The 26,007-nt window shown below is 42.7% G+C and carries 24 protein-coding genes; 12 read left to right on the forward strand and 12 right to left on the reverse strand.

Features of this window, described 5'->3' with window-relative positions; all coding sequences use genetic code 11:
* Window positions 1–4 precede the first annotated feature (4 nt).
* Together BIW53_RS19145 and BIW53_RS19150 are read right to left on the reverse strand one after the other, a co-directional pair.
* A complete protein-coding gene (locus BIW53_RS19145) occupies window positions 5–2,011 on the reverse strand; it encodes an alpha-amylase (RefSeq protein WP_070993629.1) in 2,007 nt (668 codons plus the stop codon).
* A gap of 189 nt (window positions 2,012–2,200) precedes the next feature.
* Window positions 2,201–3,193 (reverse strand): L-threonylcarbamoyladenylate synthase, encoded by a 993-nt coding sequence (locus tag BIW53_RS19150; protein ID WP_070993630.1) that lies wholly within the window; start codon window positions 3,191–3,193, stop codon window positions 2,201–2,203.
* A 137-nt stretch (window positions 3,194–3,330) separates the two neighbouring features.
* On the opposite strand from BIW53_RS19150, the gene BIW53_RS19155 reads away from it, so the two are divergent.
* Window positions 3,331–4,239: a histone deacetylase family protein gene (locus BIW53_RS19155; protein ID WP_070993631.1), complete on the forward strand. Its 909-nt coding sequence runs from the start codon at window positions 3,331–3,333 to the stop codon at window positions 4,237–4,239.
* Window positions 4,240–4,246: 7 nt separating this feature from the next.
* Here the strand turns inward: BIW53_RS19155 and BIW53_RS19160 are convergent, their stop codons facing one another.
* Window positions 4,247–4,966 carry a substrate-binding periplasmic protein gene (locus BIW53_RS19160; RefSeq protein WP_070993632.1) on the reverse strand — a complete coding sequence of 240 codons (720 nt, stop codon included), beginning with the start codon at window positions 4,964–4,966 and terminating at the stop codon, window positions 4,247–4,249.
* 157 nt (window positions 4,967–5,123) lie between these two features.
* On the opposite strand from BIW53_RS19160, the gene BIW53_RS19165 reads away from it, so the two are divergent.
* Window positions 5,124–5,993, forward strand: a complete 870-nt coding sequence (locus BIW53_RS19165; RefSeq protein WP_070993633.1) for a TPR end-of-group domain-containing protein — start codon at window positions 5,124–5,126, stop codon at window positions 5,991–5,993.
* On the opposite strand, the gene BIW53_RS19170 is transcribed toward BIW53_RS19165, so the two are convergent.
* From BIW53_RS19170 to BIW53_RS19195, 6 genes are all read right to left on the reverse strand, one after another.
* On the reverse strand, window positions 5,986–6,858 hold the full coding sequence (locus tag BIW53_RS19170; RefSeq protein WP_070993634.1) for a type 2 periplasmic-binding domain-containing protein: 873 nt from the start codon (window positions 6,856–6,858) through the stop codon (window positions 5,986–5,988). The genes BIW53_RS19165 and BIW53_RS19170 overlap by 8 nt on opposite strands.
* 19 nt (window positions 6,859–6,877) lie before the next feature.
* The gene (locus tag BIW53_RS19175; RefSeq protein WP_070993635.1) at window positions 6,878–7,204 is read right to left on the reverse strand and encodes a hypothetical protein; all 327 of its coding nucleotides are present in this window, start codon (window positions 7,202–7,204) and stop codon (window positions 6,878–6,880) included.
* Window positions 7,205–7,277: 73 nt separating this feature from the next.
* Window positions 7,278–8,018 carry a ferredoxin--NADP reductase gene (locus tag BIW53_RS19180; RefSeq protein ID WP_070993636.1) on the reverse strand — a complete coding sequence of 247 codons (741 nt, stop codon included), beginning with the start codon at window positions 8,016–8,018 and terminating at the stop codon, window positions 7,278–7,280.
* 74 nt (window positions 8,019–8,092) lie between these two features.
* Window positions 8,093–9,076 carry a hypothetical protein gene (locus tag BIW53_RS19185; protein ID WP_070993637.1) on the reverse strand — a complete coding sequence of 328 codons (984 nt, stop codon included), beginning with the start codon at window positions 9,074–9,076 and terminating at the stop codon, window positions 8,093–8,095.
* Window positions 9,077–9,302: 226 nt separating this feature from the next.
* Window positions 9,303–10,004, reverse strand: a complete 702-nt coding sequence (gene deoD / locus BIW53_RS19190) for a purine-nucleoside phosphorylase (protein WP_070993638.1) — start codon at window positions 10,002–10,004, stop codon at window positions 9,303–9,305.
* Window positions 10,005–10,019: 15 nt separating this feature from the next.
* On the reverse strand, window positions 10,020–11,234 hold the full coding sequence (locus BIW53_RS19195; RefSeq protein ID WP_070993639.1) for a phosphopentomutase: 1,215 nt from the start codon (window positions 11,232–11,234) through the stop codon (window positions 10,020–10,022).
* Window positions 11,235–11,549: 315 nt separating this feature from the next.
* Between BIW53_RS19195 and udk the strand changes: the two genes are divergently transcribed.
* From udk to BIW53_RS19220, 5 genes are all read left to right on the forward strand, one after another.
* Window positions 11,550–12,179 carry a uridine kinase gene (gene udk / locus BIW53_RS19200; protein ID WP_070993640.1) on the forward strand — a complete coding sequence of 210 codons (630 nt, stop codon included), beginning with the start codon at window positions 11,550–11,552 and terminating at the stop codon, window positions 12,177–12,179.
* Between the two features lie 17 nt (window positions 12,180–12,196).
* A complete protein-coding gene (locus BIW53_RS19205) occupies window positions 12,197–13,420 on the forward strand; it encodes a NupC/NupG family nucleoside CNT transporter (protein ID WP_070993641.1) in 1,224 nt (407 codons plus the stop codon).
* 276 nt (window positions 13,421–13,696) lie between these two features.
* Entirely contained in the window at window positions 13,697–14,551 is an 855-nt protein-coding gene (locus tag BIW53_RS19210; RefSeq protein WP_070993642.1) for a hypothetical protein, read from the forward strand.
* Window positions 14,552–14,647: 96 nt separating this feature from the next.
* Window positions 14,648–15,130, forward strand: coding sequence for a GNAT family N-acetyltransferase (locus BIW53_RS19215; protein WP_070993643.1), 483 nt, complete (start codon window positions 14,648–14,650; stop codon window positions 15,128–15,130).
* 153 nt (window positions 15,131–15,283) lie between these two features.
* Complete coding sequence (locus BIW53_RS19220) at window positions 15,284–16,195, forward strand: glycoside hydrolase family 16 protein (protein WP_245699487.1); 912 nt, start codon at window positions 15,284–15,286, stop codon at window positions 16,193–16,195.
* A 5-nt stretch (window positions 16,196–16,200) separates the two neighbouring features.
* Here BIW53_RS19220 and BIW53_RS19225 read toward each other — a convergent pair whose 3' ends face one another.
* The gene (locus tag BIW53_RS19225) at window positions 16,201–17,826 is read right to left on the reverse strand and encodes a winged helix-turn-helix domain-containing protein (protein ID WP_070993645.1); all 1,626 of its coding nucleotides are present in this window, start codon (window positions 17,824–17,826) and stop codon (window positions 16,201–16,203) included.
* Between the two features lie 390 nt (window positions 17,827–18,216).
* Between BIW53_RS19225 and BIW53_RS19230 the strand changes: the two genes are divergently transcribed.
* A complete protein-coding gene (locus tag BIW53_RS19230) occupies window positions 18,217–18,807 on the forward strand; it encodes a LysE family translocator (protein ID WP_070993646.1) in 591 nt (196 codons plus the stop codon).
* On the opposite strand, the gene BIW53_RS19235 is transcribed toward BIW53_RS19230, so the two are convergent.
* Both BIW53_RS19235 and BIW53_RS19240 read right to left on the reverse strand, forming a co-directional pair.
* Window positions 18,797–19,999 carry an RsmB/NOP family class I SAM-dependent RNA methyltransferase gene (locus tag BIW53_RS19235; protein ID WP_245699488.1) on the reverse strand — a complete coding sequence of 401 codons (1,203 nt, stop codon included), beginning with the start codon at window positions 19,997–19,999 and terminating at the stop codon, window positions 18,797–18,799. The genes BIW53_RS19230 and BIW53_RS19235 overlap by 11 nt on opposite strands.
* Before the next feature lie 432 nt (window positions 20,000–20,431).
* Entirely contained in the window at window positions 20,432–21,874 is a 1,443-nt protein-coding gene (locus tag BIW53_RS19240; RefSeq protein ID WP_084228264.1) for a chitinase, read from the reverse strand.
* 284 nt (window positions 21,875–22,158) lie between these two features.
* On the opposite strand from BIW53_RS19240, the gene BIW53_RS19245 reads away from it, so the two are divergent.
* The 4 genes from BIW53_RS19245 to BIW53_RS19260 all read left to right on the forward strand — a co-directional run bounded on the left by BIW53_RS19245 (window position 22,159) and on the right by BIW53_RS19260 (window position 26,001).
* Entirely contained in the window at window positions 22,159–22,716 is a 558-nt protein-coding gene (locus BIW53_RS19245) for a GNAT family N-acetyltransferase (RefSeq protein WP_070993647.1), read from the forward strand.
* A 20-nt stretch (window positions 22,717–22,736) separates the two neighbouring features.
* On the forward strand, window positions 22,737–24,074 hold the full coding sequence (locus BIW53_RS19250) for an NAD(P)/FAD-dependent oxidoreductase (protein WP_070993648.1): 1,338 nt from the start codon (window positions 22,737–22,739) through the stop codon (window positions 24,072–24,074).
* A 134-nt stretch (window positions 24,075–24,208) separates the two neighbouring features.
* Window positions 24,209–24,628, forward strand: coding sequence for a hypothetical protein (locus BIW53_RS19255; RefSeq protein ID WP_070993649.1), 420 nt, complete (start codon window positions 24,209–24,211; stop codon window positions 24,626–24,628).
* Window positions 24,629–24,807: 179 nt separating this feature from the next.
* A complete protein-coding gene (locus BIW53_RS19260) occupies window positions 24,808–26,001 on the forward strand; it encodes a right-handed parallel beta-helix repeat-containing protein (protein ID WP_070993650.1) in 1,194 nt (397 codons plus the stop codon).
* The last annotated feature ends 6 nt before the right edge of the window (window positions 26,002–26,007 follow it).

Below are 26,007 nucleotides of genomic sequence, written 5' to 3' on the forward strand. Positions count from 1 at the left end.
TTAATTAGAAGTCTGTGTAGTACACACTATTTAAGCCAAACTCAAACACATTAATTTTGCCGCATTGGGCGAAATGATTGTTGCTAGGGTATGGCGCATCAGCTTGGGCAATATCACTTTCCCAACCTTGACCATTTTTGACATAAGCCTTGAGTTCAAACCAACCATTAACGGTGTTTGCACAATCCATCTGCACATCCAGCATCCAATAATGTGTGCCATATTGGTTAAGTAAAGTCTCACCATATCCATCTTGCTCAACGGTGCGTTTAACTCCCCAGTCACTGGGCCACAAATTTGTAGTCCAGTCGAGTGGGCTCCCCTGCGCAGATGCATCTTGACCTGCTTCATGCGCCCCCCAATCAAGATAGTTGTCGCCCGTTTTCCAAACGTTGGTGGTACTATTCTTCAAATTGTTATGAACGATTTGCAATGCACAGTCATTAGCATTAAGTGCACAGTTTCGACCCAGTGTTTGCGCATGATTATGGTCGATGCCACCGCGAATAAACATATCCTGACCCGCTTGGGTTAACGCTTTGATAAATACGATTGTGCGTTGCATATCAGGTGATGACGTACCACCGAGAGTTTTGGCATTATGATGTATTGCTATGGCATCCATTGCGCCCACTGAAATAGATGCCACCCCCTGTCCGTTGACCGTGATTTGTCCTCCGGTACAGGTCTTTTTATCTGTACTGAGTTGACCACTGAGTACGTCACAATAAACTCCTTGGGCCAGCCCTGTTTGCAAGTACTGCTGCATTGCTCCTGATTCACGGTTGATGGCAACAAAGCCTTCATCACCGCGTGAAAAGGCGATTTGATTATTGCCGTTATCCCACCAGTTACTTACTTGCCAATGCCCGGTTGTATTGTTACGAAAATCCACAGCTCCTGAGATCAAGCTATGGCGATGTTCACACTGCCATTGGTGTGCAAAACAATTGAGCTGTCCATTGTCATGCACGCTCACAGCAGGTGCACCTGCGTCACTATCATGATTAAAGTCGTAGCTAGACATTACTTTTGGGTAGCCGTACGGATAAGCTAACATAAAAACATTTGCTAAATCATACAGTTTTCTATCTTCAAAGGTGACTACATTACCCGCTCCGCCATGACCTCGCTGATTATCATGGTTATCAACAAATACGACAGCTTTGTAACTTGGCATCATACCCCAAGCCTCACCAAAGTTGCTCAGCCAAGCCAATTTTCCGCTTTTAAAGGTTTCCCCTAGTTTAGTCGTGTACTTAAACTCAGTAACCAGCCCATTTGCAAAGTACTCACTGGCGCTGACAGCTTCACTACCTTGGTCTATTACCTCTTGAAACACCAGCGGGCTACCATTGACTTGAGAAAGAATACTAGCAATATCGCTTGCGGGCATATGCTTCGACGCATCCAACCTAAACCCAGCAACGCCTGTGGCAACTAAAGCATTCAAATAGCCTGATAATTGTGACTGCACATAAGGCGCATCCGTATCTAAGTCAGCTAACCCAACTAACTCACAGTTTTGTACTCGCCATGGATTATTACCATAATCCTCGCCGTTGATAGCACAGGACTCATGAAAGTCTTGTGGACTATACATTGGAAAGTATTTATCTCCATAGACGCTACCTGCTACGCCCTGTCCACTTCCAGCTGCCATGTGATTGATCACAGCATCGACATAAATATCAACGCCTACTGACTTACAACGGCTAACCATCTCTTTAAACTGAGCTTCACTGCCACCACGACTTTGTAATTGATAGCTCACCGGTTGATAGCGTGTCCACCACGGGTCGCCAGTAATATGCTCATTCGGAGGAGACACTTGTACGGCTGCATAGCCCTTTGGTCCGAGGAAAGTTTCACATTCCTGCGCCACATCAGGCCAAGACCATTCAAATAAATGCACGAACGTTGTGGGCTGAGCTTGCACGGATTGCGCTAAACTTAGCAGTACTGCACCGCTTATGAGCGATGTTTTAGATATTCTATTTAATGTTGTCATAATGTGCTCTTTATTATCTGTTTTTATTTACAAACCGATAACAATGTAGAGCACCGCTTCAAATTTATCCCGTTGAATACGTATGCAATAAAAAATCTTACCGCCTTTAAGCCATTGTTAAACGGCGAAGGTTGTGGCTGAGGCGCCGTTCTGCTCAACTAAAGATTAAAAATAAAACAATAAAGACAACTACTTAGCTGATGAGCGACTTAATCTATCATGCACATCTAACCAGAGTTCATCGGTTGGTGGCAACTCCACCCAAATCTGACTAACATCCGCCTGATCTAATTGATGCAGCGCATAATACAAATTTTGTCCATAAAGCTGTTTATCTGATGACAGCTTCATCTTTACCGCAGCACTTCCTTCAAGGGCCATTTGCAATGGTTCAGAGTAATACAGAACTGCAATATCATTTTGCGCGGAGCGCGACAGGCCAGTTAAGGTAGTTGCTAAAAGCTCACTACTTAGGAGCTGTACTGGTTTACTAGGCTGGTAGTGCGCCTTTACGTTACCAGGAACCGCCACATTGTGGCTTTGTGGAATATGAACTTCGCAGCCTAATACAGTTTCAATCTGTGACTTAGTAATAGGTCCTGCACGCAAAATTCTCGGCACGTCAGTGCTAACATCTAAAATTGTTGACTCAAGGCCCACTTCACACGGACCTCCGTCCAAAACCGCTGCGATTTTGCCATCCATACCGTACATTACTTGCTCTGCATTGGTAGGGCTAATACGTTTGTAAGGATTTGCAGATGGTGCAGCCAATCCCGAATCAAGCATGCTCAACAACTTTAATACACCACTTTGATTTGGCACTCGTATTCCCACTGTGCTGTGGCCGCCGGTAACAACTGTAGAAACATGGTTGGCCTTGGGCAATATTAGAGTCAATGGCCCAGGCCAGAAAGCATCCGCCAGTTTTGCCACACATTCTGGCACTTGTGCAACCCAGCGTTCGACTTTATCGACACTATCAACGTGAACTATCAGCGGGTGGTCCGCGGGACGACCTTTTGCAGCAAAAATTTTACGTACCGCGTCCGGTTGATTTGCATCGGCAGCTAAGCCATAAACCGTTTCAGTTGGAATAGCCACCAATTCGCCTGAGCGCAAAACAGCAAGCGCCTTATCCAAGCTTTGTTCATCATCTATCGCTAAAACTTCAGTTATCATGTATGTTACTACTCACTGCCAGTGTAAATGGAGCCAAATGTCTGCAATGCGCTCGTAGTTGCGCCGAAAGCGCAATATTATACCTAATCTGCAAAGCACCACCATCGTTAATTTTTGCCGTTGCAACAGGTGAATAAATGACATTTAATCCCAAGCTTCCGTTGGTCTATCATGAAAACTATTCTTTTAGCTTCGACCCTCAACACCGCTTTGTTATGAGCAAGTTTGCTCGGCTACACGAGCAGTGCCTAAAGAAAGGACTAATACATGATAATCTTTATACTCCCGACTTAGGAACACCCGACCATCTAGAGTTAATCCATTGTGATAATTATGTATGGGACCTTTGGCACAATAGACTCAGCGCCAAAGCCATGCGTCGTATAGGTTTACCCTGGTCTGAACAACTCATGGCACGCACTTTCACGGCGCCATTGGGTACTTTAAAAGCGGCCCAATTGGCACTCAAACATGGTATCGCCTGTCATCTAGCGGGCGGAACACACCATGCACATTACGACTTTGGCTCTGGATATTGCATGGTTAACGATCTTGCGTTTACAGCCACAACATTGATAAACACAGACTTGGCTCGTAATATTCTAATTTTTGACCTTGATGTACATCAAGGTGATGGTACCGCAGCGCTGCTTAAACATAACCCTTACGTGTTCACCTGTTCAATTCACTGTGAAAAGAATTTTCCGTTTCCAAAGCATGAAAGCGACCTGGACATTGGATTGGACAACCACACAGCAGATAAAGATTACTTAGCAACAGTTGAAGAGGTGTTAACGGGGCTACTTCAAGATTTAACACCTTCGCTCGTACTCTATGATGCAGGGGTAGATGTATGGGAGCATGATGGTTTAGGTAAGCTCAACATTAGCTGGCAAGGGATAGAACAGCGCGATGCCTTAGTATTAAAAACCTGTCAGCAACATGGTGTCCCTGTAGCAACTGTAATAGGTGGTGGTTATGACAAAGACCATCAGCGTTTAGCGCAGCGCCATAGCATAGTCATTGAACAAGCGGCAAAGCTATAAGTAGCTATCAAGGGCCAACATATCGAGCATTATGTTCTGCCAGAGCTTTACGGACACGTGACAAAATCTCAGGATCTGTGTCTTTATTAAACGCCATACACGCACGGCGTTCATCCGCATTTTTTACCTCATGTACCGCTTCTAACAGTTCATAAGGATGGCCAAGTTCCTTCATTCTCTCATATGCTGTGTATTCAGTAGTAATAATAAAGTCGACTCTTCTGGCTAATAGTTTGCGGGGGCTGGCACTTGGGTCCGCAGTCAGATCTAAGTTAACGCCATTTTCGAAGCCTCTTTCAACTAAATATTCGTGAGAAATGCTGCCTCGTACTAAAGAGGTAATATATTTTTTTGCATCATCGAGGGTTTCAACGTGAATATCATCGCGGGTACGCAACTTAAACAAAAATTCTTTTACGGGGTTAAGTAATGGGCATGCCCAAAGGAATAGGCTTTCTCGCTCGCTGGTCCGGTATATTGAGTAGATCATGGTATTTTTCTTACTTTGTGCAAGCTTCATAGATCGAACCCAAGGGTAGCTGCGGATCTCATATTGCACCCCAGCCGCATCTAATACTTCTCTTACTTTTTGACTCGCACGACCAACTATTTCACCTTTTTCATTAGTGAAGTTATATGGCACCCATTCTTCGGTGACAACATTCAGCATAGGTTGTGCAATGCTAAAGCAAGGGAGTAATAACAATACCAGCCAACATACTCTCATTTCGCAGCCCACAATAATTTACGGTCCACTATTATGCGCATTGCATTTTTATATTGCAAAAATAGCGATAAAATGATTTTAAAAAACTTCCTGCTTTTGCATTTTTATATTACTTCATGCACCATGCAACCTGAATTAACTTAAAGTATAGTCAGTTATGAAATTACTCTTCTTTATATTGTCCGCTTTTATTTTTAGCATAAACGTCAATGCCCAACAAACAGCCCCTAATGAGGCACAGCAGCAACAAGTGCTCAATGAACTACAAGAGCCCATGTACAAGCCTCTACTCGAACGATACATCCTTGATGAACTCAAAGCTGTTCGCTATGACCAACAGAAACTTAGAGAAGACTTAACCAAGCAAGTGACCCACAGTCAGCTCGATGCCGCTGACCGAGCGTTAACCTACACCACCGATACTATTAATAACGTATTGTTCATTATCACAGCCACCGCATCTATTTTAGTGGTCGTAGGCTGGAACTCACTGCGAGATATCAAAAGCAAGGTAGAGGATTTAGTTAAAGAGCGTGTTGGCAATATCACAGAAGAATATGAGCAACGTCTACAAGTGCTGGAATCTAAACTTAAAGAACGCTCAGAAGAAATCCTTAATAATCATAAGAAGATAACCATAACCAATGAAGTTCACTCGCTGTGGATGCGCGCTAACTTAGAAAGCGACATGAACTCAAAAATTGAAATATATGATGAGATATTAAAGCGCAAGCCTGAAGACGTAGAAGCTATTGCATATAAAGCAGATGCATTATTAGAGCTGGGACAAACTGGCGTGGCCATCCAATTGTGTAATCAAGCATTGGAGATGGATAATGACTACGGTTATGCCTACTGGCAACGTGCCTGTGCCTACGCGATGTTACACCAGCATGCGGACGCAATGACCGACATTCGTATGGCTTTGGAATACGCACCGAATTTAAAAAATGAACTGCTTCATGAAGCGGCGTTTGCCAGCCTGCATGACAATGCAAGTTTCAATGAGATGATTGAAACTAGTTAAACGCATTGTCAATCAAGCGCTTTTGCATCTCGTAGATCTGAGTAAGGTCTGCGGATGCATGTAGTTGTCTATTCTCTAACTGGATGAATTCAGCTTTTGTAAAATCGAACGCAGAAAATGCTTTTCGGTGATGCTCAAATGAAAAGAAAAGCTGTTCTAAACTACCATCTTCAAGGGCCTTTTTCAGCCCTTGAGTTAGCTTTTGAGCAAGCTCTTGGTTGCCTTTTCGAACATAAAAATACATCACTGCGGGATACTGCATGACAAATCTAGGTGTGATCATTAACTGATTATTGTTCATCACTGAAAGCTCTGAATTAGCCTCTGTCACAGCTCTTGGGAAATAGTAGCCATTTTCATTTTGCAGTACACTATACAATAACTCCTCGTTGTAGGAGTCATCTATTTGATAACCATTATCAAGTAGGATAGATTTATCTGGCCAGTCTCTGCCAACCAGTGCAGTTAGTTTTTTTAATTGCTCAGCTCTTTTTAGTCTACTAAATACATGTTGGTCACCTTTGTTGATCACCAGCACCCGCAAGCCATAACTCCCAAATGCTAACGGCACCGGCACCGCCAGCGCTTGTCGGTCACGCTGTGCAGAAGACATGGTCCACATTACATCAATATTCTTCTTTTTTAGTTCGATCAACTGACGCTGCTGGGTGATTATTACATCCAACGGCTGTAACCACTGGGCCTCACCACCCTTGCTCGCCTTAGCAAGCGCTAACTCCAATACTTTTACAAAATACATGTTATTTGGGTTATTGCGCAGTATCGTTGCGTCAACGTACCTAATTGTTTTTGCGAAGCTATTGCATGAAATTATCACTAAAATACAAACTAATACTTGTATCATATAATTACCTGAGTAATGTTCACACTTTATGAGTGCGCCTCAAATAGGTATCAATAGCGTGAGAAAGCAGCTCATCTATTTGCTCCTCAAACTCACTTTTATCCTTTTCAAGACGACTTAAGTAGGCACTCACTTGTTGCTCCGATAGGTTTTTATTACCGACCTTATATTCTCTCTCAGGCAAAGATTTATCGTACCGAGGCACAAAACTAAACAAAGCATAAACAGGTGGCTTGATTTTCTCATTAGCAAAATTACAAAAACCTTCTATGAAGTCCTTACCTGTTGGACCCAAACACCCAGGTTCAACTCGGTAGAGTAGTTTTATCCTTTTATCATCACTCATTTTTAATACCAATTAATGAAGTTTATCGGTTCAAGACGCACCCAAATGCTAGCCTTACCTTAATGTCTCTTATCTACCAATATTGTTCAACAGTTATGTGACCAGGCTTAGCCCTTCTATGCCTATCAAACCCTTTGTTAATTAATATGTTGGTCGTATCTTTCACCATTTGTGGATTACCACACAACATAAAGTGGCTTGATTGAGGTAGAGCATCATAGCCACAATATTCGGCTAGTTTACCTGAATCCAACAAGTTTGTTATCCTACCGAATAGACCAAATTCCGGCTGCTCCCTTGATACCGCAGGTACGTATTGAAACTGAGAGAATAATTTTTGCACAGCCTTAATACGGTCTTGATAGGTTAAATCAGTATTTTGTCGTACGCCATGAACCAATATTACTCTTTTAAATCTATCCCACAATTCACCTTGGGCAAGAATAGATAAAAACGGACCAATAGCAGTGCCAGTACTTAGCATCCATAACGTGTCCGCATCGGGCAATTCATCCAAAGTTAAAAAGCCATTCGCTCGCTCTTCAATCATTATTTCATCCCCAGCTTTGAGCTCAGCAAGGCGTTCAGACAAACTACCATCGGGGACTTCTATGAGATAAAACTCTAAAACAGGATCTTGAGGAGAATTAACAAATGAGTAAGCGCGGGCAATTCGCTTATCGCCAATTTGTAGTGCGAGCTTTGTAAATTGGCCCGCTTTAAAAGGTTGGATGTTCGCCGAAACTCTCAAGCTGAATAAGCTGGGCGTCCACCAATTTATTTCCACCACACGCCCTGTTGTCCACTGTGCCATTGCCTCGTCTCCCGCTATATTACTCTGTGAGTACTCATATTGCTAAATAAACCATGGCAGATAAACGATTAAAGTCAAAGTAAGGCACACCAAGGTTTTCCGATATTTTCAGGCAGCGCTTGCTCGCCTTTTCTAGCTGCCACTTTCTTGGGGTAAAGATGTATCGCATTTATGCGCTTCAAGTGCTCTTTCAGCGCTTCTTTATAGCCGAGTTCAGTTAATGGGGTAACTTGCTGCTTTAAAAATTCCTCATCTTGTGCACTAAGCTCTCCTTTTTGCATACTATTATTAATGGTATCCATCCAAGTTAAATAGTCTCTGGATTCGGAACCATATTGGCTTATCTCATCTGCATAAGTGGTGCGATATTTGACGTAGCTTCCCGGTTGTTTTGAAGCAAGTGCAGCACCGAGTATATTTCGTGTGATGCTGACTCTAGATTGCTGATTGTTCAACTTGATGTAGAGTTGATGTGCCAGTTCGAACGACGCCAGTGCGTCATCAAAGCGATATAAGGACTGAAGAATATTACCTCTAATCACACTATACCCTGCTTTTACGGGTGTCGATAACAGCTCACTGTCGATGCTATCTATGATCTGAAATGCCATCGCAGGTTGCTCTAACAAACGAAAGACGATGGCCAGATTTACTTTCAATGTTGCCAATTCCAGATCACTGTCAGCTAAGTCTAAAGCGCACTGGTAATGTAACTTGGCCTGCTCCAATTGATTGTTATATCTATATGCTACGCCTATTCTGGTCAGCAGCTTGAATCTTTTACCCGCTAAAACTGACTGAATTTCGGGTGCTTTTAGTGATTCAGTGATTGCCACAAAAGTCGGCCAACTGCGACTATTCATTGCCGCGAGTAAAGCTTCTAAGTGTAATGCTGCTTGTATATCAATATTTTGCTCGTCAAACTTGGCTACATACTTTGGATATAGCTCCAACGCCTGCTGTGGATTATTAGCAGCCAATTGCACAAAGCTTTCTAACTGAGCAGCTGTAACTGGCATCATTAGCCAAGTAGAGATCAAAAATGCTATCGATGTCATAAACTTGATCACCATAAATCATCGTTTACTAAGCATAGTTGAATATTTTGAATAAGTTAGAGTGAAATTAAAGCTAATTATATGCAACCGCAGATAAAAAAAAGCCGCACTAAGTGCGGCTTTTTGGGTGTGATTCGCTTTGTTTTAGGCGTGTCTCCAAAACTCTGCGATTACGTTACCAAGGAACTTGAGTTTACAGGTTGCAACAACCTGCAAACGAAATTTGTTAAATCGACTCTAGCGCGATTTTCACCATCTCATTGAATGTACTTTGGCGCTCTTCTGCTGGTGTTGCTTCACCTGTGATCACGTGATCACTTACTGTGAATAAAGCCATAGCTTTAGCACCGTACTCTGCTGCAACGCCATACATGCCAGCCGTTTCCATATCAACAGCCATGATGCCAAGTTTGTCTAGTTGCTCGTAAAAGCTACCATCAGCCTGATAAAAGGTATCAGTGGTAAAGACGTTACCGACTTTCGCTTCAATACCCAATTTACGTGCAGCGTTAACGCCATTCTCGAGTAAGCCAAAATCTGCAATTGCTGCAAAATCATAGCCACGAACACGAGCACGGTTGACATTTGAATCTGTGCTTGCACCTTGCGCAAAAATCACGTCACGGATTTTTATGTCTTGACTTATACCGCCACAAGTACCAATTCGGATCAGATTTTTAACGCCATAACTCACAATTAGCTCTCTGGCATAAATAGACATTGAAGGAATACCCATACCTGAGCCCATGATACTCACAGGTTTACCATTATAAGTACCTGTAAAGCCGAACATATTACGAACACCAGTCACTTGGCGTGCATCTTCCAAAAAATGCTCCGCAATATATTGCGCACGAAGCGGATCGCCTGGCATTAATACTGTTTCGGCAAAATCACCACTGTTTGCACTAATATGAGGTGTGCTCATTGCTTGTTTCCTTTTTTATGCTTTGTTTAGTGAAGAAATAAACCCTTCACCATACTCAAGCGCAGATAAATTAAACCACTGGGCAAGGGTTTGACCTATGTCTGCAAAACTTTGTCTCTCTCCTAATGGAGCATTCGCCATACCAGGCGTATAAGCCAATACAGGCACGTATTCACGTGTATGGTCGGTACCGGCAGCTGTTGGATCACACCCATGGTCGGCCGTGATCATTAGCAGGTCATCGCTTTGCAACTTCTCTAGTATAGTCGGCAAAAAGGCATCAAACTGTGCCAGTGCCTCAGCATATCCAACTGCGTTACGGCGATGACCAAATTTTTCATCAAAATCCACTAAATTAGTGAAGATCAAACTGTGATCAGGCGCTGTATCAATCAATTCTGACGTTTTTTCTAACAAGTTCATCAACCCAGGCGCTTTGTGCTTTTGAGTTATGCCTTGATGCGCATAAATATCGGCAATTTTGCCTACACTGATCACTTCACCACCATCTTCTGCCAACTTGTCAAGAAGCGTTGGCGCTGGCGGTAATACCGAGTAATCACGACGATTACCGGTACGAATAAAGTCGGCACTCGAGGTGCCTATAAACGGCCGCGCAATTACTCGTCCTATATTCATTTCATCAAGCAGTGCCCGTGCGATTTCACATACCTGATAAAGCTTGTCAAGGCCGAACGATTGCTCATGAGCGGCTATTTGAAAAACGCTATCAACTGAGGTGTAGCAAATAGGCTTACCTGTTTTTACGTGCTCTTCACCCAGTTGTTCTAAAATTGTTGTTCCAGAGGCATAGCAGTTGCCCAAAATGCCTGGAATATCAGCTCGTTTACATAACTCATCTATAAACGACTGAGGAAAACAAGGCACCGTATTTGGGAAATATCCCCAATCAAATAGCACCGGTACACCCGCCATTTCCCAATGACCCGAAGGCGTGTCTTTACCACTAGATAACTCTTTAGCATAACCCCATGCAGCTTGCGCTGGCTGACGTTCACTGGTTTCACAGTGTTCGTTACCCGCAGCTTCACACGCATCAAGTAAGCCTAGTCGGCTCAAATTTGGTAAAGGCAGTGCTTTGCCTGTTTCCTTTTTATATGCTTGTAAGAGGTGTGCAAGGGTATTTGCACCAACATCACCAAACTTTTCAGCGTCTGGAGCGGCACCAATGCCTAGGCTATCTGCCATTAAAATGATTGCTCTTGCCATTGTTTACCTCTTAATTACAAGACATGGGTTTACATTTGTGGTTTACATTTGTGTAATTATTCACTTGCGCTCCCATTGATTGCTACTTTATTGTTGCTCCGAATAATCGTACAGGACATAAGTCCGCTGTCATAAAAGCATCATAAAATTCATTATCTGCGTTGAACTTGTTGATTTTGTCCCACAGGACATAAGTCCTGTTTTGTTGTCTGCAAAATCGCTAAATTTGCATCCTAAGCGAAGCAAAAGAGATTAATCGTGTCTTTTTTGCTATTGTGATCTTCCAACGTTAACAACTGCTGGGTGTGAACTTTAGTGACACGAACAATTATAGCCATTGCTGGAGCTTCTGCTTCTGGCAAATCTCTATTTACGCAAACAATATATAATGAATTAATCAATGAGCTCGAATCTGGCGCGATCGCCATTATTGAAGAAGATGCTTATTATAAAGATCAATCGCATTTACCGTTTGAGCATAGAACACAAACGAACTATGACCATCCAGATGCGTTTGAGCACGACTTGCTGCGCTCACATTTAGAGCAATTGCGATTAGGTAATCAGGTAGAAGTGCCGACTTATGATTATGCTCAACATACTCGCAGCAGCGAAACGCGCACAGTAACTCCCGCTAAGATATTAATTATAGAGGGAATTTTACTGTTAAGCGACCCCGCATTAAGTGAAGAATTTGATATCAAGGTGTTTATTGATACGCCTTTAGATATTTGTTTACTGCGTAGAATGCAAAGAGACATTGAGCAACGCGGTAGAAGCTTACCGTCTGTGGTTGAACAATATCAAGCAACGGTAAGACCAATGTTTTATCAGTTTATTGAGCCTTCAAAGCACAATGCCGACTTGGTCGTCACCCGTGGCGGTATGAATCGCGTTGCGATTGATATAATTAAAAGTAAAATAAAATATTTACTGCAAGAATAAAACGGGAACTTTAAGGCATGACAACAATAATGAGCTTGGTGGGCATGTTAATGCTACTAAGCGTCGCTTACGGTTTTTCAACAAATCGTAGCGCTATAAATAAACGTACGGTTGGCGTAGCGCTTGCGATGCAAGTTGCGATTGGAGGCTTTGTACTGTTTGTTGAAGCGGGTAAAAATGCTTTAGCAAGTATGTCCAGCGCTGTTTCAGCCGTCATCGGCTATGCCAATGATGGTATCGGGTTCTTATTCGGACCACTTGCGGACAAAAGCTCTTTGGGTTTTATCTTTGCGGTGCAAGTGTTACCCGTTATTGTATTCTTTTCAGCTTTGGTAGCGGTTTTATATTACCTAGGCATTATGGAATGGATCATTAAAATTTTAGGTGGTGGACTTCAAAAGCTACTTAAAACATCAAAGCCAGAATCATTGTCGGCGACTGCTAATATATTCGTCGGTCAAACTGAAGCGCCTTTGATAGTTAAACCATTTATACCTACGATGACCAAGTCAGAGTTATTTGCGGTTATGGTAGGCGGTTTGGCAACCGTTGCAGGCTCCGTTATGGCGGGTTATGTTGCTATTGGTGTAGAGCTTAAGTACTTGATTGCTGCCAGCTTTATGGCTGCACCAGGCGGATTTTTGATGGCAAAAATGATCGTGCCAGAAACAGAGCAGCCAAAACAAACTTTGGCGGACGTAAACGCCGAGGAAGATAAACCAGTTAACGTTATTGATGCGGCCGCTGCAGGTGCGTCAAGCGGTATGCACCTAGCTTTAAATGTCGGTGCAATGTTACTGGCCTTCGTCGCGTTAATTGCCTTATTAAACGGCATGTTAGGTGGTATTGGTGCATGGTTTGATCACCCTACACTTACATTGCAAGAGATTTTAGGTTACCTGTTTGCTCCGGTCGCTTGGATGATTGGCGTACCATGGCATGAAGCGGTAACAGCCGGTAGTTTTATCGGCCAAAAGCTAGTAGTTAACGAGTTTGTTGCCTACTTAGACTTTATGAATTATCGAGATGGGTTAAGTGAACATACGCAAGCGATTGTCACATTCGCGTTATGTGGCTTTGCTAACCTATCGTCGATTGCCATCTTACTAGGCGGACTAGGCGGTATGGCGCCAAGTCGTAGAAAGGATATCGCACGCTTAGGGCTCAGGGCGGTTTTAGCAGGGTCAATGGCTAACCTAATGAGCGCAGCAATTGCAGGGTTTTTCCTCTCGCTAGCTTAGAAACTTAACGAGATTACCTGCCGCATTTGCAAAACAATTGGTTGAATGTCTTAAGGGGTTAAGGCATTCATACTAACTTGAACGATACTTCACCAAAGGGCCGCAAGGCCCTTTTATCGTTTTATAGCCCCAACAAAATTCTTGTTGATAGCACTTTACTTAGAACCACCAACCAGACTTGTCTAAAAATACAATTTAGATACAATACGCCCCACGTACCCAATATAAAAACTTGAAAGTTGAGCTCTCAAGTTAATCGCTATTTACGAGCTAGTAATGACAGTCAAATCGTTTGCCATAGCAATCGCTATCTTCTTTTCTCACCTATCTATAGCCAGTATCGAAGACAACTTTACTATTGGAGAAGATAAATACTCAATTAAAATCTCTAGCACCGAAGTCACAACAGCAACTGGACAGGCACAATTAATAAGATACAGCGTATATGAAAATGGCCAATTTGTTCACAGCTCTAGCACTGGCGGACGTTTCTTTAGTTGCCGTAAAGACAAGCCAGCTGTCAAAGCAATACAATCAGCACAAGGGAATATTGGCTGGATGATTGTCGGATATGGAATTTGTGGCAACACACTTTCGAATAACATCGAACTCGTTATTCCAGCAAAGAACCTTTGGGGTGGAAAAACACTCTATTTAAACAAAACTTTCATCGCCAAAGAAACGCCTCATCTAATACCTACAATAGAGGGTGCTGAAGTGTGGTTCCATCAACAAAACTGGGGCAATGGTGGAACCGCAACGAGTATTTTCGTACCAAGAAAATTGCTCATTTCAAAGCAAACTGGTAATTTCTCAATCAGCAAGGGAGATGTTTTTGAGAATATCAGCACGCTAGAATCGATGGCCAAAGACAGTTGGCTAAAGCCCAATTTTATTTCTCTATTTGTGGCGGGTATTGAAGATGCAAATCCCCCATTAATGCAGTATGCAATAGACAAATACTATCAAAAAGAGATGCAGACTTGGTATGAAGTCTATGTACAAGATGGTAGCTTTACAGGGGTTAATTCTCTAGTCAAACAAGTAGAAGTCATACGTTCACTCTACCATGACATGAAATATACCGTATCGTGGGACTTCGACTTAACATCCGCAAAGCAGGATAAGTAACCATTTCAAATGGATTACATAAATGAGATAAGCGTGAACTAGCTGAGAACAGTGTAATGTGTTCAGCATTTAACAAATAAAATCAGGACGTGAATAATGCAAACCTACTACCTTGAAATGTTGAGTAAGCAAGCACTCATTCCTTCATCAATTCCAGAACAATTGCAGATCACCGAAATTGAACTTGCGCAACCAGAGTTTAACCAGTTCTTATACTCCTTTGTTGGAAAGCAATGGCAATGGACAGATAAACTGTCTTGGTCTATCCCACAGTGGCAAAATCACATTGAGTGTAACCATATCCGCACTTGGGTAGCCTACGTTCAAGGAGCCATCGCTGGATATTATGAGTTGAGTATGCAAGACAATGGCAACGTAGAAATCGCTTACTTTGGTCTCACCTCAAGTTTTATTGGCAAAGGGTATGGTGGTGCATTATTAAGTCATGCTATTAGCTCAGCGTGGTCACTCGCCTCGACTAAGCGACTGTGGGTTCACACCTGTGATTTGGACCACCCCAGTGCTCTAAAAAACTACCAAAGCCGAGGGTTTTCAATTTACAAAACAGAAGTGGATTGACTCTATCACACCATGGAATTAATAAACTAAGTATATTTATCATTACTTTAACTGTTTTTCAGGGTGATTTAACTATTTTTAATTAGTGTTTTTACATGTTTTTCCTTACAAAGTTTTAAGGTCAACCCTCCCAACATGAGTAAGGATAAAACAATGACTATAGATAGAATACTTAAGTTAAGTGTCATCACAGTAGCAATAAGTACAGCGCATGGCGCAAAGGCACAAAATGCGATTATGTTTGATGACTTTAGCTATCAGACTTTTGCTCAAGCCAAAGCAAATGGCTGGCAAGCGCGAACAGAAACAGGACACCCGGGCGTTAAAGGCGCTAAATGGTGGCAAGAAGGGATCAGCTTCCACCCTGATGCGCTTAATCACAACAACACTGTGATGCGTTTGACTTCTAAAACGGATGGCTCAGCTCAAAACACTCGCCAAACCCAAGTATGTCACAAGCGAAAATACCGTGAGGGAACTTATGCTGCTCGTGTGTATTTTAACGACCAACCTCAATATGGGCCAGATGGCGATGGCATAGTAGAAACCTTTTATGCTATTAGTCCACTAGCAGCCCCTATGGACCCAGATTATAGTGAGATGGACTTTGAATATCTTGCCAATGGCGGTTGGGGAGAGGGCAGCAAAACCCTGTTTGCTACCTCATGGGAAACTTTTAAACTTAATCCTTTCACACCCGTGAATGAGTACAGTACCATCCAAAACAGCTTACAAGGCTGGAATACATTGTTACTGCAAGTCGCGGATAAAAAACTGCGTTATTACATCAATGGGGAGTTATTCGCCGAGCACGGCTCAAAAGTTTACCCAGAAGTGGCAATGTCGATTAACTTCAACTTATGGTTCATTGCAGAGCAAATTTTGCAAAGTAAAGAAATGCGCCAATATTATCAAGATGTAGATTGGGTTTATTTTATACAAGATACCAAGCTCGATACACAAACGGTTATGAACAATGTCGCCGCACTGCGCGAAAAACACGTTCAGCAACTCGATACAGTGCCTGATTGGCGCCCCAAGCTTGATGACTATTGTAGCTTGTAACTTTGTTAATTCAGAGAATATGGTGAGCGGTCGTTGAACCAAGCCTCGACTCGTGAAATAAGATGCGGCTGATCACTATAACGAGCAATCGACTGTGCTAGCAACGCGTATTGCTCGGCTTCAATTAACTTATTTTGCAACCGAGCGATGTCAGCTTTAGCAAGTAATACCCAAATCTGATTGGCCGGTGCCCCATTGTCGTCTGCTATCTCTTGGGCTTGTTCAAGATATTGGTTTGCATCGGGAAATTGCCTTTGCTGTGCCTTCACTCTAGCCAGCTCAATTAATGCGGCAGTTTGCCCGTACTGACCATAAAATGATTGATGGTATTCAAGCGCTTGCGTCAATAGCTCAATGGCTTGCTCAAACTCTCCTTGCAAGCGCTTAATCTTTCCAAGTTCCTCATAAGTGTATGCAATAAAAAGCCTATCTTGCTGGTCTTGAGCAAGCTCTTGCGCCTGCTCAATATGATATTGTGCTTCTTGTAACTCTTTTTCCCGCAACTCTCCTTGCGGCCAATTTATGAGTAGATAACCTATCATCAAATGTGCTCGGATCAACTCTCTGGTATTTTCATTGCTAGGTAGCTCTACTGTTTGTTGCAAAATAGCAATAGCTTCGCCTTGGCGATGGAGGTTTGCATAACTTGCAGCTAAATAACGCCTCGCAGCAAGTAAGCTTGGTTCCACTTGTAAAGCAGATGAAAACAAAGGAATTGCCTGCTGATAAGCCTGCTTCAAGTAAAGCTCAACACCGCGTGCAAATGCTTCGTTGCTAAAATCACTGTGCCACTTTTGTTTTGCAAATTGATACTGGCCCGCGTAACGTTGTGCCAACATAGCGATAAGCTTATCAAAACTTTGTTCTATGGTTTGAGCAAACTCGACCCCTTTTTCAATGCCATGCTCAAACATCAAAGTATAATGCAGTTGGTAGTCTTGCGGATAACCCGTTATACGAGTCAGTACAATCAAATTGGCTGCCAACTTTCGCTGTAATCCAACCAATACTTGCTCTGTTGGCTGCAGTGATGCACTTGCTTTTGTATACTCAAAAGCATACAAAACCCGATCGTGGTCGATTACCTGTAGATCTGAGTGACTTTGCAGTTGCTGCGATAAATACTCCATCCCTCTTAGAGCAACCCACTGATGGATCTCGTCCGGTATGTCATTTTCAACGGGCAAAAAAGCGATGTTCAGGTGCGATTTTTGTGTCTCTACCATCAAATTGCTAGCAACCGTTATCGCTATAGCACAACAGGATACAACCATCAGTAAAGACGCTTTAACCTTTGCGCTTATCACAGGTCTGACGGGGGCAACCCATTGATAACCAGCTTTAGGAAATGTCTTAATAGTATCTGCACCAAGGACATCTCTAAGCTCTTTAATCGATTGGGTTAGCACTTGTTCTTGTACAACAACCCCCTGCCAAATAGTCTCTAACAGGCGTTGTTTCGACACGACCTGTTGATGATTCAACAGCAGCATCTGTAATACTTGCAACGTTTTAGCTCGCACTCTGTGGTGCCTGTGCTCTTTAGAGATCACGCCTTGCTTTAGGTCAATTATAAACCCTAAGCTTCGAAATTGAGTGGCACGCGTAAACAGTCCCTTGCTAAAACCCATTGTTACTCCAAAAATAGGCTGACGAACCGTTACTTTAATAGACTCTCTTTGTCACAACAAGCACTGGTTGCTCCTTTGAATATGAAGAAAATAGAAGTACCCACCAAGTTCAGTGCATAGAGGTTCTACTCTGGTTAGCTCATTACATATTTAGCCCTTCACATTGACAGTTTTAGGTTTGTAAACAAAGCTTAAGGTATTGTTGAAATCAAAATAATAGATCATTAAGTACGTAGAGCCGCGCCAAAGAGTCATGTGTTCGGTTTATCATTCTAACAACAATATGCCCGTTCTACGGCTTGCTTTTAAAACATCAAATCACCGTATGCAGACTCCAATGCGCCTGAGCTAATTCAATTAGTCCAGCGGCATAAACTATGAGGAGTTGTTATGCACGACGCCCTGTTCTCTTTGCTTTTTATGACACTACTATTGTTCGGCAGCCCCGGTCCTGCACCTATCTCTTTACTCGCCTCAGGAGCAAACTTTGGATACAAACGAAACTTACCATTTTTGGCTGGTATTCTGACCGGCTTATCACTGGCGATGGTATTGGTTAACATTGGATTGTCACAATTGCTGGCAAGTTCGCCACAGCTTTCATCGCTGTTATCCTTGTTATGCGTAGGCTATCTGGTGTATCTAGCCTACAAACTATACTTCCAAGATGCACAACAGCCAAAAGGTTCTCTACTTCCGAGTTTTTCGCAAGGTGTGTTATTAAATATCATCAACCCAAAAGCATATGCCTCTTTGATCACGCTGTTTTCTCAATTTGAAATACATGCTGAGCAAAAAACACAGGGCGTAGTTATCACGGCACTAATCTGCATTGCATTGGTCAGTGTTATTGATGGGTTATGGTTGTTAGCTGGTGCAAAACTTGGCAAGATATTCAAAAGCCGTCAACATATTAAACGGCTTAATGGGATGTGTTCAGTCGCGATTTTAGTAGTAGCTTCGGTGCTTATCAGTCACTGATCCGCTCTAAAACAGCACCATAAAACCCATCGAATTCACTGTTTATGCCTGGTAACAAGTGTAATTCTTCAACCAGCTTAAACTGAGGGTTATTGGCTAAAAAAGCCTGCACCTGCTGCTGGTTTTCACTAGGAAGTATGGAGCATGTCGCATACACCACGCGACCGCTGAGTTTACACATTTGGCTATAGCGCTGTAAAATTTCACTTTGAAGTGCTATCAACGAATCAATATTATTGTTTTGTATGTGCCATTTAGCGTCAGGGTTACGACGAAGCACGCCAGTACCAGAGCAGGGAACATCCAGTAAAACACGATCAAACTTATCTTTTAATCGTTTGATTGTTTTGCTGTTCTTAATTACACGAGTTTCTAGCATGTGTACACCAGAGCGTTTTGCTCGTTTTTTTAATACATCCAACTTGTGCTGATGAATATCCATCGACAAAACGTAACCTTTATTTTGCATCAAGGCTGCAATGTGAAGGCTTTTGCCACCAGCACCAGCGCACGCATCAACTACACGTAAACCAGGTTTAAGGTCAAGCAGTGGCGCAATCTGCTGCGAACCTGCATCTTGCATCTCAAACCAACCTTGTGAAAAAGCCTTTGATTTAAACAGAGGTCCGTATTGTGTCACTTCTAGTGCATTATCGAGCGCCAATGTCTGTGTAATGATGTTATCTTCATTCAGTGCGTGTTGAACCTTCTGTGACTCTGCTTTTAGCGTGTTAACTCGAAGATAAGTTTTTGCGGGCACATTCAGTCCTTTAGCCACTAGCGGCCATTGCTCTCCCAGCTCTTGTTGAGCACGGCGCCAGAACCAATCAGGGTAACTATTCACCTGAGCATCACTCGCTTTGGCGAGGTTCTCTTCAATGGATTGCAAGTTGAGTCCATCCAACTCGGGCCATTGCGGTAGAGTGTGACCCTCAAGTAATTTATATGTGCCCCAAATATGCCAAATTGATGACGGTCCTACCTCATCACTCCCACTCAAAGCAAATACTAATTTTCGCCACCAACGAATAATATCGTATGTCTGCGTTACAAAAACGTGCCGTGTTGAAAGATCCCAATATGGCTGCTCAGCAAGCGATCGCTCTATCACTTTGTCAGCATATTGTTCAGTAAACATAATTTGCTCAAGAGCAATAATTTGCGTTTCTACACATTGACGTTCTGCAAACACAGATGGCCTCATATTCAGGGGAATTATAGGGGCGAATTGTAACTGTTTTTGCTTGTAACAGCGAGAAAATATGACGCACTACTGGCGCACTAAAAGGAGGGAGGTAATACCTTGTTAAATTGCTCATATGTTAGTGATTCTAAATCATAGAAAATCCATTACTTTGAAAAAACATCTTTTCTTACAATTAATTACATCTATTTCATTGTAACAGATAACCATCAGATTAGAATGGTACTTGATCCGGTTTGTATTATGTCATAGCGATTTTATTTGTATCTACGCCACGTAGATTCATTTAGTAAATCAACTAAGTTGATATTCTCTAAACCCAAGCCAACCAATAATTAAGTTAAACTAGCCTACTCTACGTTTAACACAAAGCCGATAGTCACGCACTATCGGCTTTTTACTTTTATGCAATGCTAATGATTACTCAGCGTTTTTTACAAATTTCCATGGCTGTGACGAATCCGGTACATCTCCTTTAGTCCACCACTTAGCTTCATAAATCGCGCCTTTATAGCTGGCCTGATCGCCACCAACATAGACTTTACTAGCGTCCCAAGCAGGAACGCCGCCTACCGGTGGTTCATCAACAGGTGGCTCAAGATTATCCACTACACGTACTTGTGGCCAACTGGCGTGAGATTTATAAAAATTAGTCACACACTTTTCATAATCTCCAGGTACAAGCGCCGAATAAGCTGTCTGGTATCCTACTAATTTACATTCAAATGAATAGCCGCCGGGTCTGTCTGAATGGTAAGCCCAGTCCCCTTCCCAATTAGTGTAAAGTACATCTGTTGCGCCATTGAGGTTAAGACTACCGTACGGTGTTTGTTGCCAGCAGGTGTTCTCTTCATCGCTCTCAATCGGCACATTGTAATGATGAGATAAACCTTCCCAGTAACGAATACGGTTTACAGGTTGTCCTTTGTTCTTATTTTGTTCGCCACACTCAATACCGCCATTGATAACATTGATGGTTGTACCAAAACCATACCCAATCCCAGCATCTAGTTCCTGTTGTGATGGCTTCCAAGTGCGGTCAATTACATGCAACATGGCAGGTTTTGGTGCTTGTGGAGTTAAGAAAAACCATATCGCTGATGCCAGATTGAGCCAAGAGTCAGCCACAAGTCCCGGGTTGTTTAGCAATACTGTCGCATCGCCGTTAAACATAACCTCAGAGAAGGCCCCATAGTTAAAATGATAAGATAATTGTTTTGCACCTCGACCAAAATATCCCTGCCCATTTGCGCATGGCCAGCGTCGATTTTGCCAGTCATTTTGTCCACAACCAGTAGTATATCCCGGCTGCCCTTCTGACCACCCCATCTCACGAACATGTACTAGTGCCTGCTGCCATTCCTCTAAACCTTGCGGGTTATCCGACACATTATCCTTGGCTATATGACCACCCGTTTCTTGTGAAAAATGTGCAAATGCAGTCACGATGGACTTTTTACAGATAGCATCGGCATCACGGCCATCGGTATAATCGCCACAAAAGGCTGGAAATTTTCCGATAGCACGTAGAAAACGCGTGTAGGTGTATTCAGGCGCAGCCATTTGCGTGAGGAAATCCCATTGTGCCTGAGGAAAAACTCTTTCAACGCGTTTTACATTGTCAGGGTTCGAACCAAGTCCCGGCGCAATCGCCTCTACAATACTATTGTCGCGTGTTTCTAAGGCTTTAGCCCAAGTTGCATACATAGGATTGCTCGTTTTACTTCGCGCTGCTTCGTTGAGCTCAGCTTTTGACACTAAATAGCCACCTGGATTTTGCGGATCAGGTTCAATCGTCATAGCACCAGCTGTAGATATTGCCGCTAAGTTCAGTGCAACCACCAAGGGAGTGAGTTTATACATGTTATTCTTCCTTCCTTTACGTTGTATCAAGTGTGAAACATAAAATTCACACAATTAACTCACAGTATTAATCAGATGACATCGCTGTCAATTACTTTATGTAAAGGATTGTAACAATCTTCTGTGTATATTTTTCACCCTAACCAATGTCTTTCATTGCTAATTATTTAATAACAAAGTAAAAAACCGTACTGAAAAAAGTTTCTATGTACCTGCCATTTCATAAAGATTTATTATTAAATTCACAGTAAGGTAATAAGGTTTAAAATAAGCAGGTATCTAAAATGGTCATTACTGAATTACGCCCAGAGCATCATCAAGCAGTCATCAAACTGGCCAATCAAGTACATGGAGACAACTATCTTGATGCGTCAGGTCTTGAAAAAATGGTGGCAATGGGGACTAAGTTCGATATTAACGCTTGCTTTGTGGCATTAGACGAGCAAGGTCAGTTGCTAGGTTTTCGAACTAGTTATGCTGCTGAGCAGTGGCCGATTGACAAGTGGTGCACACCCAAAAGCTGGCCTGTACTCCCTGCTCAAATGGCATACTTCAAATGTATAGCTGTGGCACCAGAGGCACAGGGTCAAGGTATTGGACCAAAGTTACTACATAAGTCCATCGTTGCACTTAGACAACAAGGCGCACTAGCAGGTATTGCTCATCTATGGATGCAAAGCCCAGGTAATGGCGCGGTGAAATACTTTACTAAAGCAGGCGGAGAGCTACTAAAAGTCCATGACGACCGCTGGCTTGAAAACTGTATCAATGACGGTTATGTGTGTACTTTATGTGGTAATGAGTGTCACTGCCAAGCCGCTGAAATGGTTTTGATGTTTTAATAACAATGAATAAGAAATTTATGAGCAACTCTCTTTACGACCCACTTACACATAAACACTGCCAATCTTCAGGTTATGCTCCCAGTTACTGGGCCAGTACGATTGATTTACCTAGTGCGAACAGTGCACCAACACGTAGTGAACACTTTGATGTAGCTATCATAGGTGGCGGCTTTAGTGGTCTTTTGACAGCCTACTATCTGGCACACGAGCACAGCATTAGTTGTTGTGTTTTAGAGGCTAATCAAGTGGGCTTTGGCGCGAGTGGCCGTAACGCAGGCTTTGTACTCAAGGGTTCAGGTCGCCTCAGTTACCCACAGATGGCAAAAAAATGGGGGATGGAAACCTGCAAAGGCATTTATGATGAATTTAGTGCTGCGGTTAATCGCGTTGAGTCACTTATCGATGAACATGACATACAGTGTCAGAAGCAAGAAAAAGGCTATTTAAAAATCGCCCATAACCAAAAAGCCATGCAAGGGTTGCGTGCTCAAGCTGAATTTTTACAGCAACTGGGGGGAGATGCCCAGTTTTTGACAAGTACAGAGCTTGAACAAGGATACATGTTTAATCAGCAAGCATATGGGGCAATGCGATTACCTGATGGGTTTGGTATAAACCCTTTAAAACTGTTGCTAGGCTATCGTGAGATGGCAATAAAAGCCGGAGTGAAGCTATTTGAGAATGCATTAGTTGAGCAGGTTGAAGAAAAAAATAGTCGACACTTTCTGCGTATCGCTGATGTGAATATCACTGCCAATACAGTGGTTTATACCGGTAACGCGTACAACAGCAAACAGTCTCATCCATTTATCAATAATCGATATTTACCCATTCTAAGTAGCATTTTGGTGACTCGGCCATTAAGTGAACAAGAGCTTGAACAGACTGGATTGAGAACCCATCAGGTAACAATGGACACCCGTACTCTCAAATATTACTACCGTTTGTTACCAGACAACCGCATCTTATTTGGTGGCCGCGGTGCTGTTTTCGCTAAAGATCAACACTCTGAGGTGTATCTTAATAATCTCAAACAAGGTTTAGCCGCCTGTTTCCCCTCCCTAGCCAACATTCAGCATGACTACTACTGGAATGGCTTTATAGCCGCTGCACTTGATGACATGCCCCATGTATGTCTCAAAGATAATATTGGCTATATTTTAGGATATTGTGGAGCTGGCGTGTCCTTTAGTGCGCAAGCTGCTTATCGCCTGGCACAGCTGATTGCCAAACAACCCGTCCCAGAATTACCGCTTTACCAAACGCCTTTACCGTATCTGCCTTTCCCTCAATTTCGGCGATTTGGACAACTGGCCTACTATCAGTACGCTCATCTGAAAGACCGATTCGGGTAAGTAAGGTTTAGTCAATGTCACGGGAATAGATAAATAAGTTAATAGACCGTACACATTTTTAAAACAAAAGCGTCATCAAGTAGCGCTTAAATATACCTGAATCTAAAAACACTAAAACAGCAGGTATATAAATTATGAAAACAAAAATCGCTTTAAGCCTTTTGGCAATCGCATCAACTATCACTTTTGCTCAAGTTGAATCAACTGAACAATTGGTGCAAAACATTGAGCAAGACGGTGTTGTCACGTTCGACAAAGCCGTTGTAGAAGTCAGTAAAGTAGACGGCGTTTTTGCAACAAGCGCAACGACTTACTATAGCCCTCGCGTGTGGGTTCGTGGCTATTTAGAATCGTTCTTTGTCAACCCAACAAATGGTAACCAGTTCTGTGAAGAGCGCGGCCATAATCAAGAAGTGACCGGCAGTACTATCAAGTGTGGTGAAGATGAGTCTTCATACGCTAACTATGATTGGTATGGCAAAGCTTGGACAAAGAAAAGCACAGGTAGCAAGAACCAATGTTATCAGTTGTACTCAACTATTAAGTGTCAATAATTGCCAAAGCTAGCAAAGATACCAAAGTAACGAGAGCGGCCCGCGCTTTCGTTGCTTCAACAAAGATAATACTATTCTCTTAATTTACACATTCCCACCCCATTCATATGCATTAGTACTTGCAACAATTCAATATACCTGTTTAATTATTGTGGACAAAAATAAATTAGGGATATTTTATGAAACACTCTTCTTTCGCTCTGTACAGCTTATTAAGCGCTCCGGCATTACTCACAACGTCAGCTTTTGCTGCGCCAAATGCTAGTAATGAGTGCGACTTTATCGTGCCTTCATCACAGTATTTAATTGACGGAATTGCAATGAACGTCTCTGCTGGAGATACGATTTGTTTAGCACAGGGAGAGCGTGGCCCAATCAAAATTACCAACGTGATTGGCAGCGAATCACAGCCAGTGCAGATTAGAAATCAAGATGGTGTTGTGACGACTAATCCATATGAATACAGCATCGCTATTGAGCGCTCCAAGTGGGTCCGCTTAACGTCTGTCTCTGACAGTCAGTCCGTGCCATTTGGCATTCGCTTAGGAGGCACACTGAGTGTGGGTAACCTTACGGAACAAATTGAGGTTGATCACATTGAAATATACCGCGCAAGATTTGCAGGGATGCTAATTAAAACAGACCCCAACTGTGACTCAGCTACGTGGGCCGAAAACTTCACCATGAATGGCATTAGCATTCATGATAACTACGTGCATCACACACAAGAAGGTGAAGGTATGTATGTGGGCTACACAGGAAAAAGTAGAACCTTAAGCTGCAATGGTGAAACAACCACTGTCTACCCTCATAAGCTAGAAAATGTTCGCATATATAACAACAAATTAGAGCACACCGCAGCGGATGGCATTCAGTTAAATTCGGTGCTGGGCAACGCTCAAATTACTGGTAATAAAATCTACCGTACCGGTGTTAGTCCGTTTGCCCCAGTATGGCAAAACACGGGGATTCAAGTTGGCGGAGATGATGTGGAGATCAGTAACAACCTAATCTATCGAAGTGGTGGTAACGGTATGGTGTTAGACGGGGATAACTTAAGAGTACTTAACAACAACGTTATTTATGCAGGTGAGAATGGCATCTTCGCTCGCAATGCGGCACAACAAAACGCTCAGATAAGTGGAGGGTTGCCTCATGTTTATAAAAACAATCTCTTGGTACAACCTGTTACTTATGGCATCAAGCTATATGCAACCAATACCTCAGCGCCACACATTATCACTGACAATACCATTGAGGATGATGGCGCATTAGACGCAGCCAGCCGTCCAATGACGTTCTCTTTCTTAAATGACCAAGTGGTTAGGGAAGTACACAACAATCACCACTATATTGTTGAACAAGTCGACTAGTTATTT

The sequence above is a fragment of the Pseudoalteromonas byunsanensis genome (genome assembly GCF_001854475.1).
Classification (GTDB): Bacteria; Pseudomonadota; Gammaproteobacteria; order Enterobacterales; family Alteromonadaceae; genus Pseudoalteromonas; species Pseudoalteromonas byunsanensis.

What these genes read in the sequence shown, in the direction of transcription:
- BIW53_RS19165 (WP_070993633.1), top strand. Translation starts at nt 5,124, where the DNA reads ATGAAATTACTCTTCTTTATATTGTCCGCTTTTATTTTTAGCATAAAC.
- BIW53_RS19185 (WP_070993637.1), bottom strand. Translation starts at nt 9,076, where the DNA reads ATGACATCGATAGCATTTTTGATCTCTACTTGGCTAATGATGCCAGTT.
- BIW53_RS19145 (WP_070993629.1), bottom strand. Translation starts at nt 2,011, where the DNA reads ATGACAACATTAAATAGAATATCTAAAACATCGCTCATAAGCGGTGCA.
- BIW53_RS19160 (WP_070993632.1), bottom strand. Translation starts at nt 4,966, where the DNA reads ATGAGAGTATGTTGGCTGGTATTGTTATTACTCCCTTGCTTTAGCATT.
- deoD (WP_070993638.1), bottom strand. Translation starts at nt 10,004, where the DNA reads ATGAGCACACCTCATATTAGTGCAAACAGTGGTGATTTTGCCGAAACA.
- BIW53_RS19250 (WP_070993648.1), top strand. Translation starts at nt 22,737, where the DNA reads ATGAGCAACTCTCTTTACGACCCACTTACACATAAACACTGCCAATCT.
- BIW53_RS19205 (WP_070993641.1), top strand. Translation starts at nt 12,197, where the DNA reads ATGACAACAATAATGAGCTTGGTGGGCATGTTAATGCTACTAAGCGTC.
- BIW53_RS19240 (WP_084228264.1), bottom strand. Translation starts at nt 21,874, where the DNA reads ATGTATAAACTCACTCCCTTGGTGGTTGCACTGAACTTAGCGGCAATA.
- BIW53_RS19195 (WP_070993639.1), bottom strand. Translation starts at nt 11,234, where the DNA reads ATGGCAAGAGCAATCATTTTAATGGCAGATAGCCTAGGCATTGGTGCC.
- BIW53_RS19150 (WP_070993630.1), bottom strand. Translation starts at nt 3,193, where the DNA reads ATGATAACTGAAGTTTTAGCGATAGATGATGAACAAAGCTTGGATAAG.
- BIW53_RS19255 (WP_070993649.1), top strand. Translation starts at nt 24,209, where the DNA reads ATGAAAACAAAAATCGCTTTAAGCCTTTTGGCAATCGCATCAACTATC.
- BIW53_RS19215 (WP_070993643.1), top strand. Translation starts at nt 14,648, where the DNA reads ATGCAAACCTACTACCTTGAAATGTTGAGTAAGCAAGCACTCATTCCT.
- BIW53_RS19230 (WP_070993646.1), top strand. Translation starts at nt 18,217, where the DNA reads ATGCACGACGCCCTGTTCTCTTTGCTTTTTATGACACTACTATTGTTC.
- BIW53_RS19220 (WP_245699487.1), top strand. Translation starts at nt 15,284, where the DNA reads ATGACTATAGATAGAATACTTAAGTTAAGTGTCATCACAGTAGCAATA.
- BIW53_RS19175 (WP_070993635.1), bottom strand. Translation starts at nt 7,204, where the DNA reads ATGAGTGATGATAAAAGGATAAAACTACTCTACCGAGTTGAACCTGGG.
- BIW53_RS19170 (WP_070993634.1), bottom strand. Translation starts at nt 6,858, where the DNA reads ATGATACAAGTATTAGTTTGTATTTTAGTGATAATTTCATGCAATAGC.
- BIW53_RS19155 (WP_070993631.1), top strand. Translation starts at nt 3,331, where the DNA reads ATGACATTTAATCCCAAGCTTCCGTTGGTCTATCATGAAAACTATTCT.
- BIW53_RS19225 (WP_070993645.1), bottom strand. Translation starts at nt 17,826, where the DNA reads ATGGGTTTTAGCAAGGGACTGTTTACGCGTGCCACTCAATTTCGAAGC.
- BIW53_RS19245 (WP_070993647.1), top strand. Translation starts at nt 22,159, where the DNA reads ATGGTCATTACTGAATTACGCCCAGAGCATCATCAAGCAGTCATCAAA.
- BIW53_RS19210 (WP_070993642.1), top strand. Translation starts at nt 13,697, where the DNA reads ATGACAGTCAAATCGTTTGCCATAGCAATCGCTATCTTCTTTTCTCAC.
- BIW53_RS19180 (WP_070993636.1), bottom strand. Translation starts at nt 8,018, where the DNA reads ATGGCACAGTGGACAACAGGGCGTGTGGTGGAAATAAATTGGTGGACG.
- BIW53_RS19260 (WP_070993650.1), top strand. Translation starts at nt 24,808, where the DNA reads ATGAAACACTCTTCTTTCGCTCTGTACAGCTTATTAAGCGCTCCGGCA.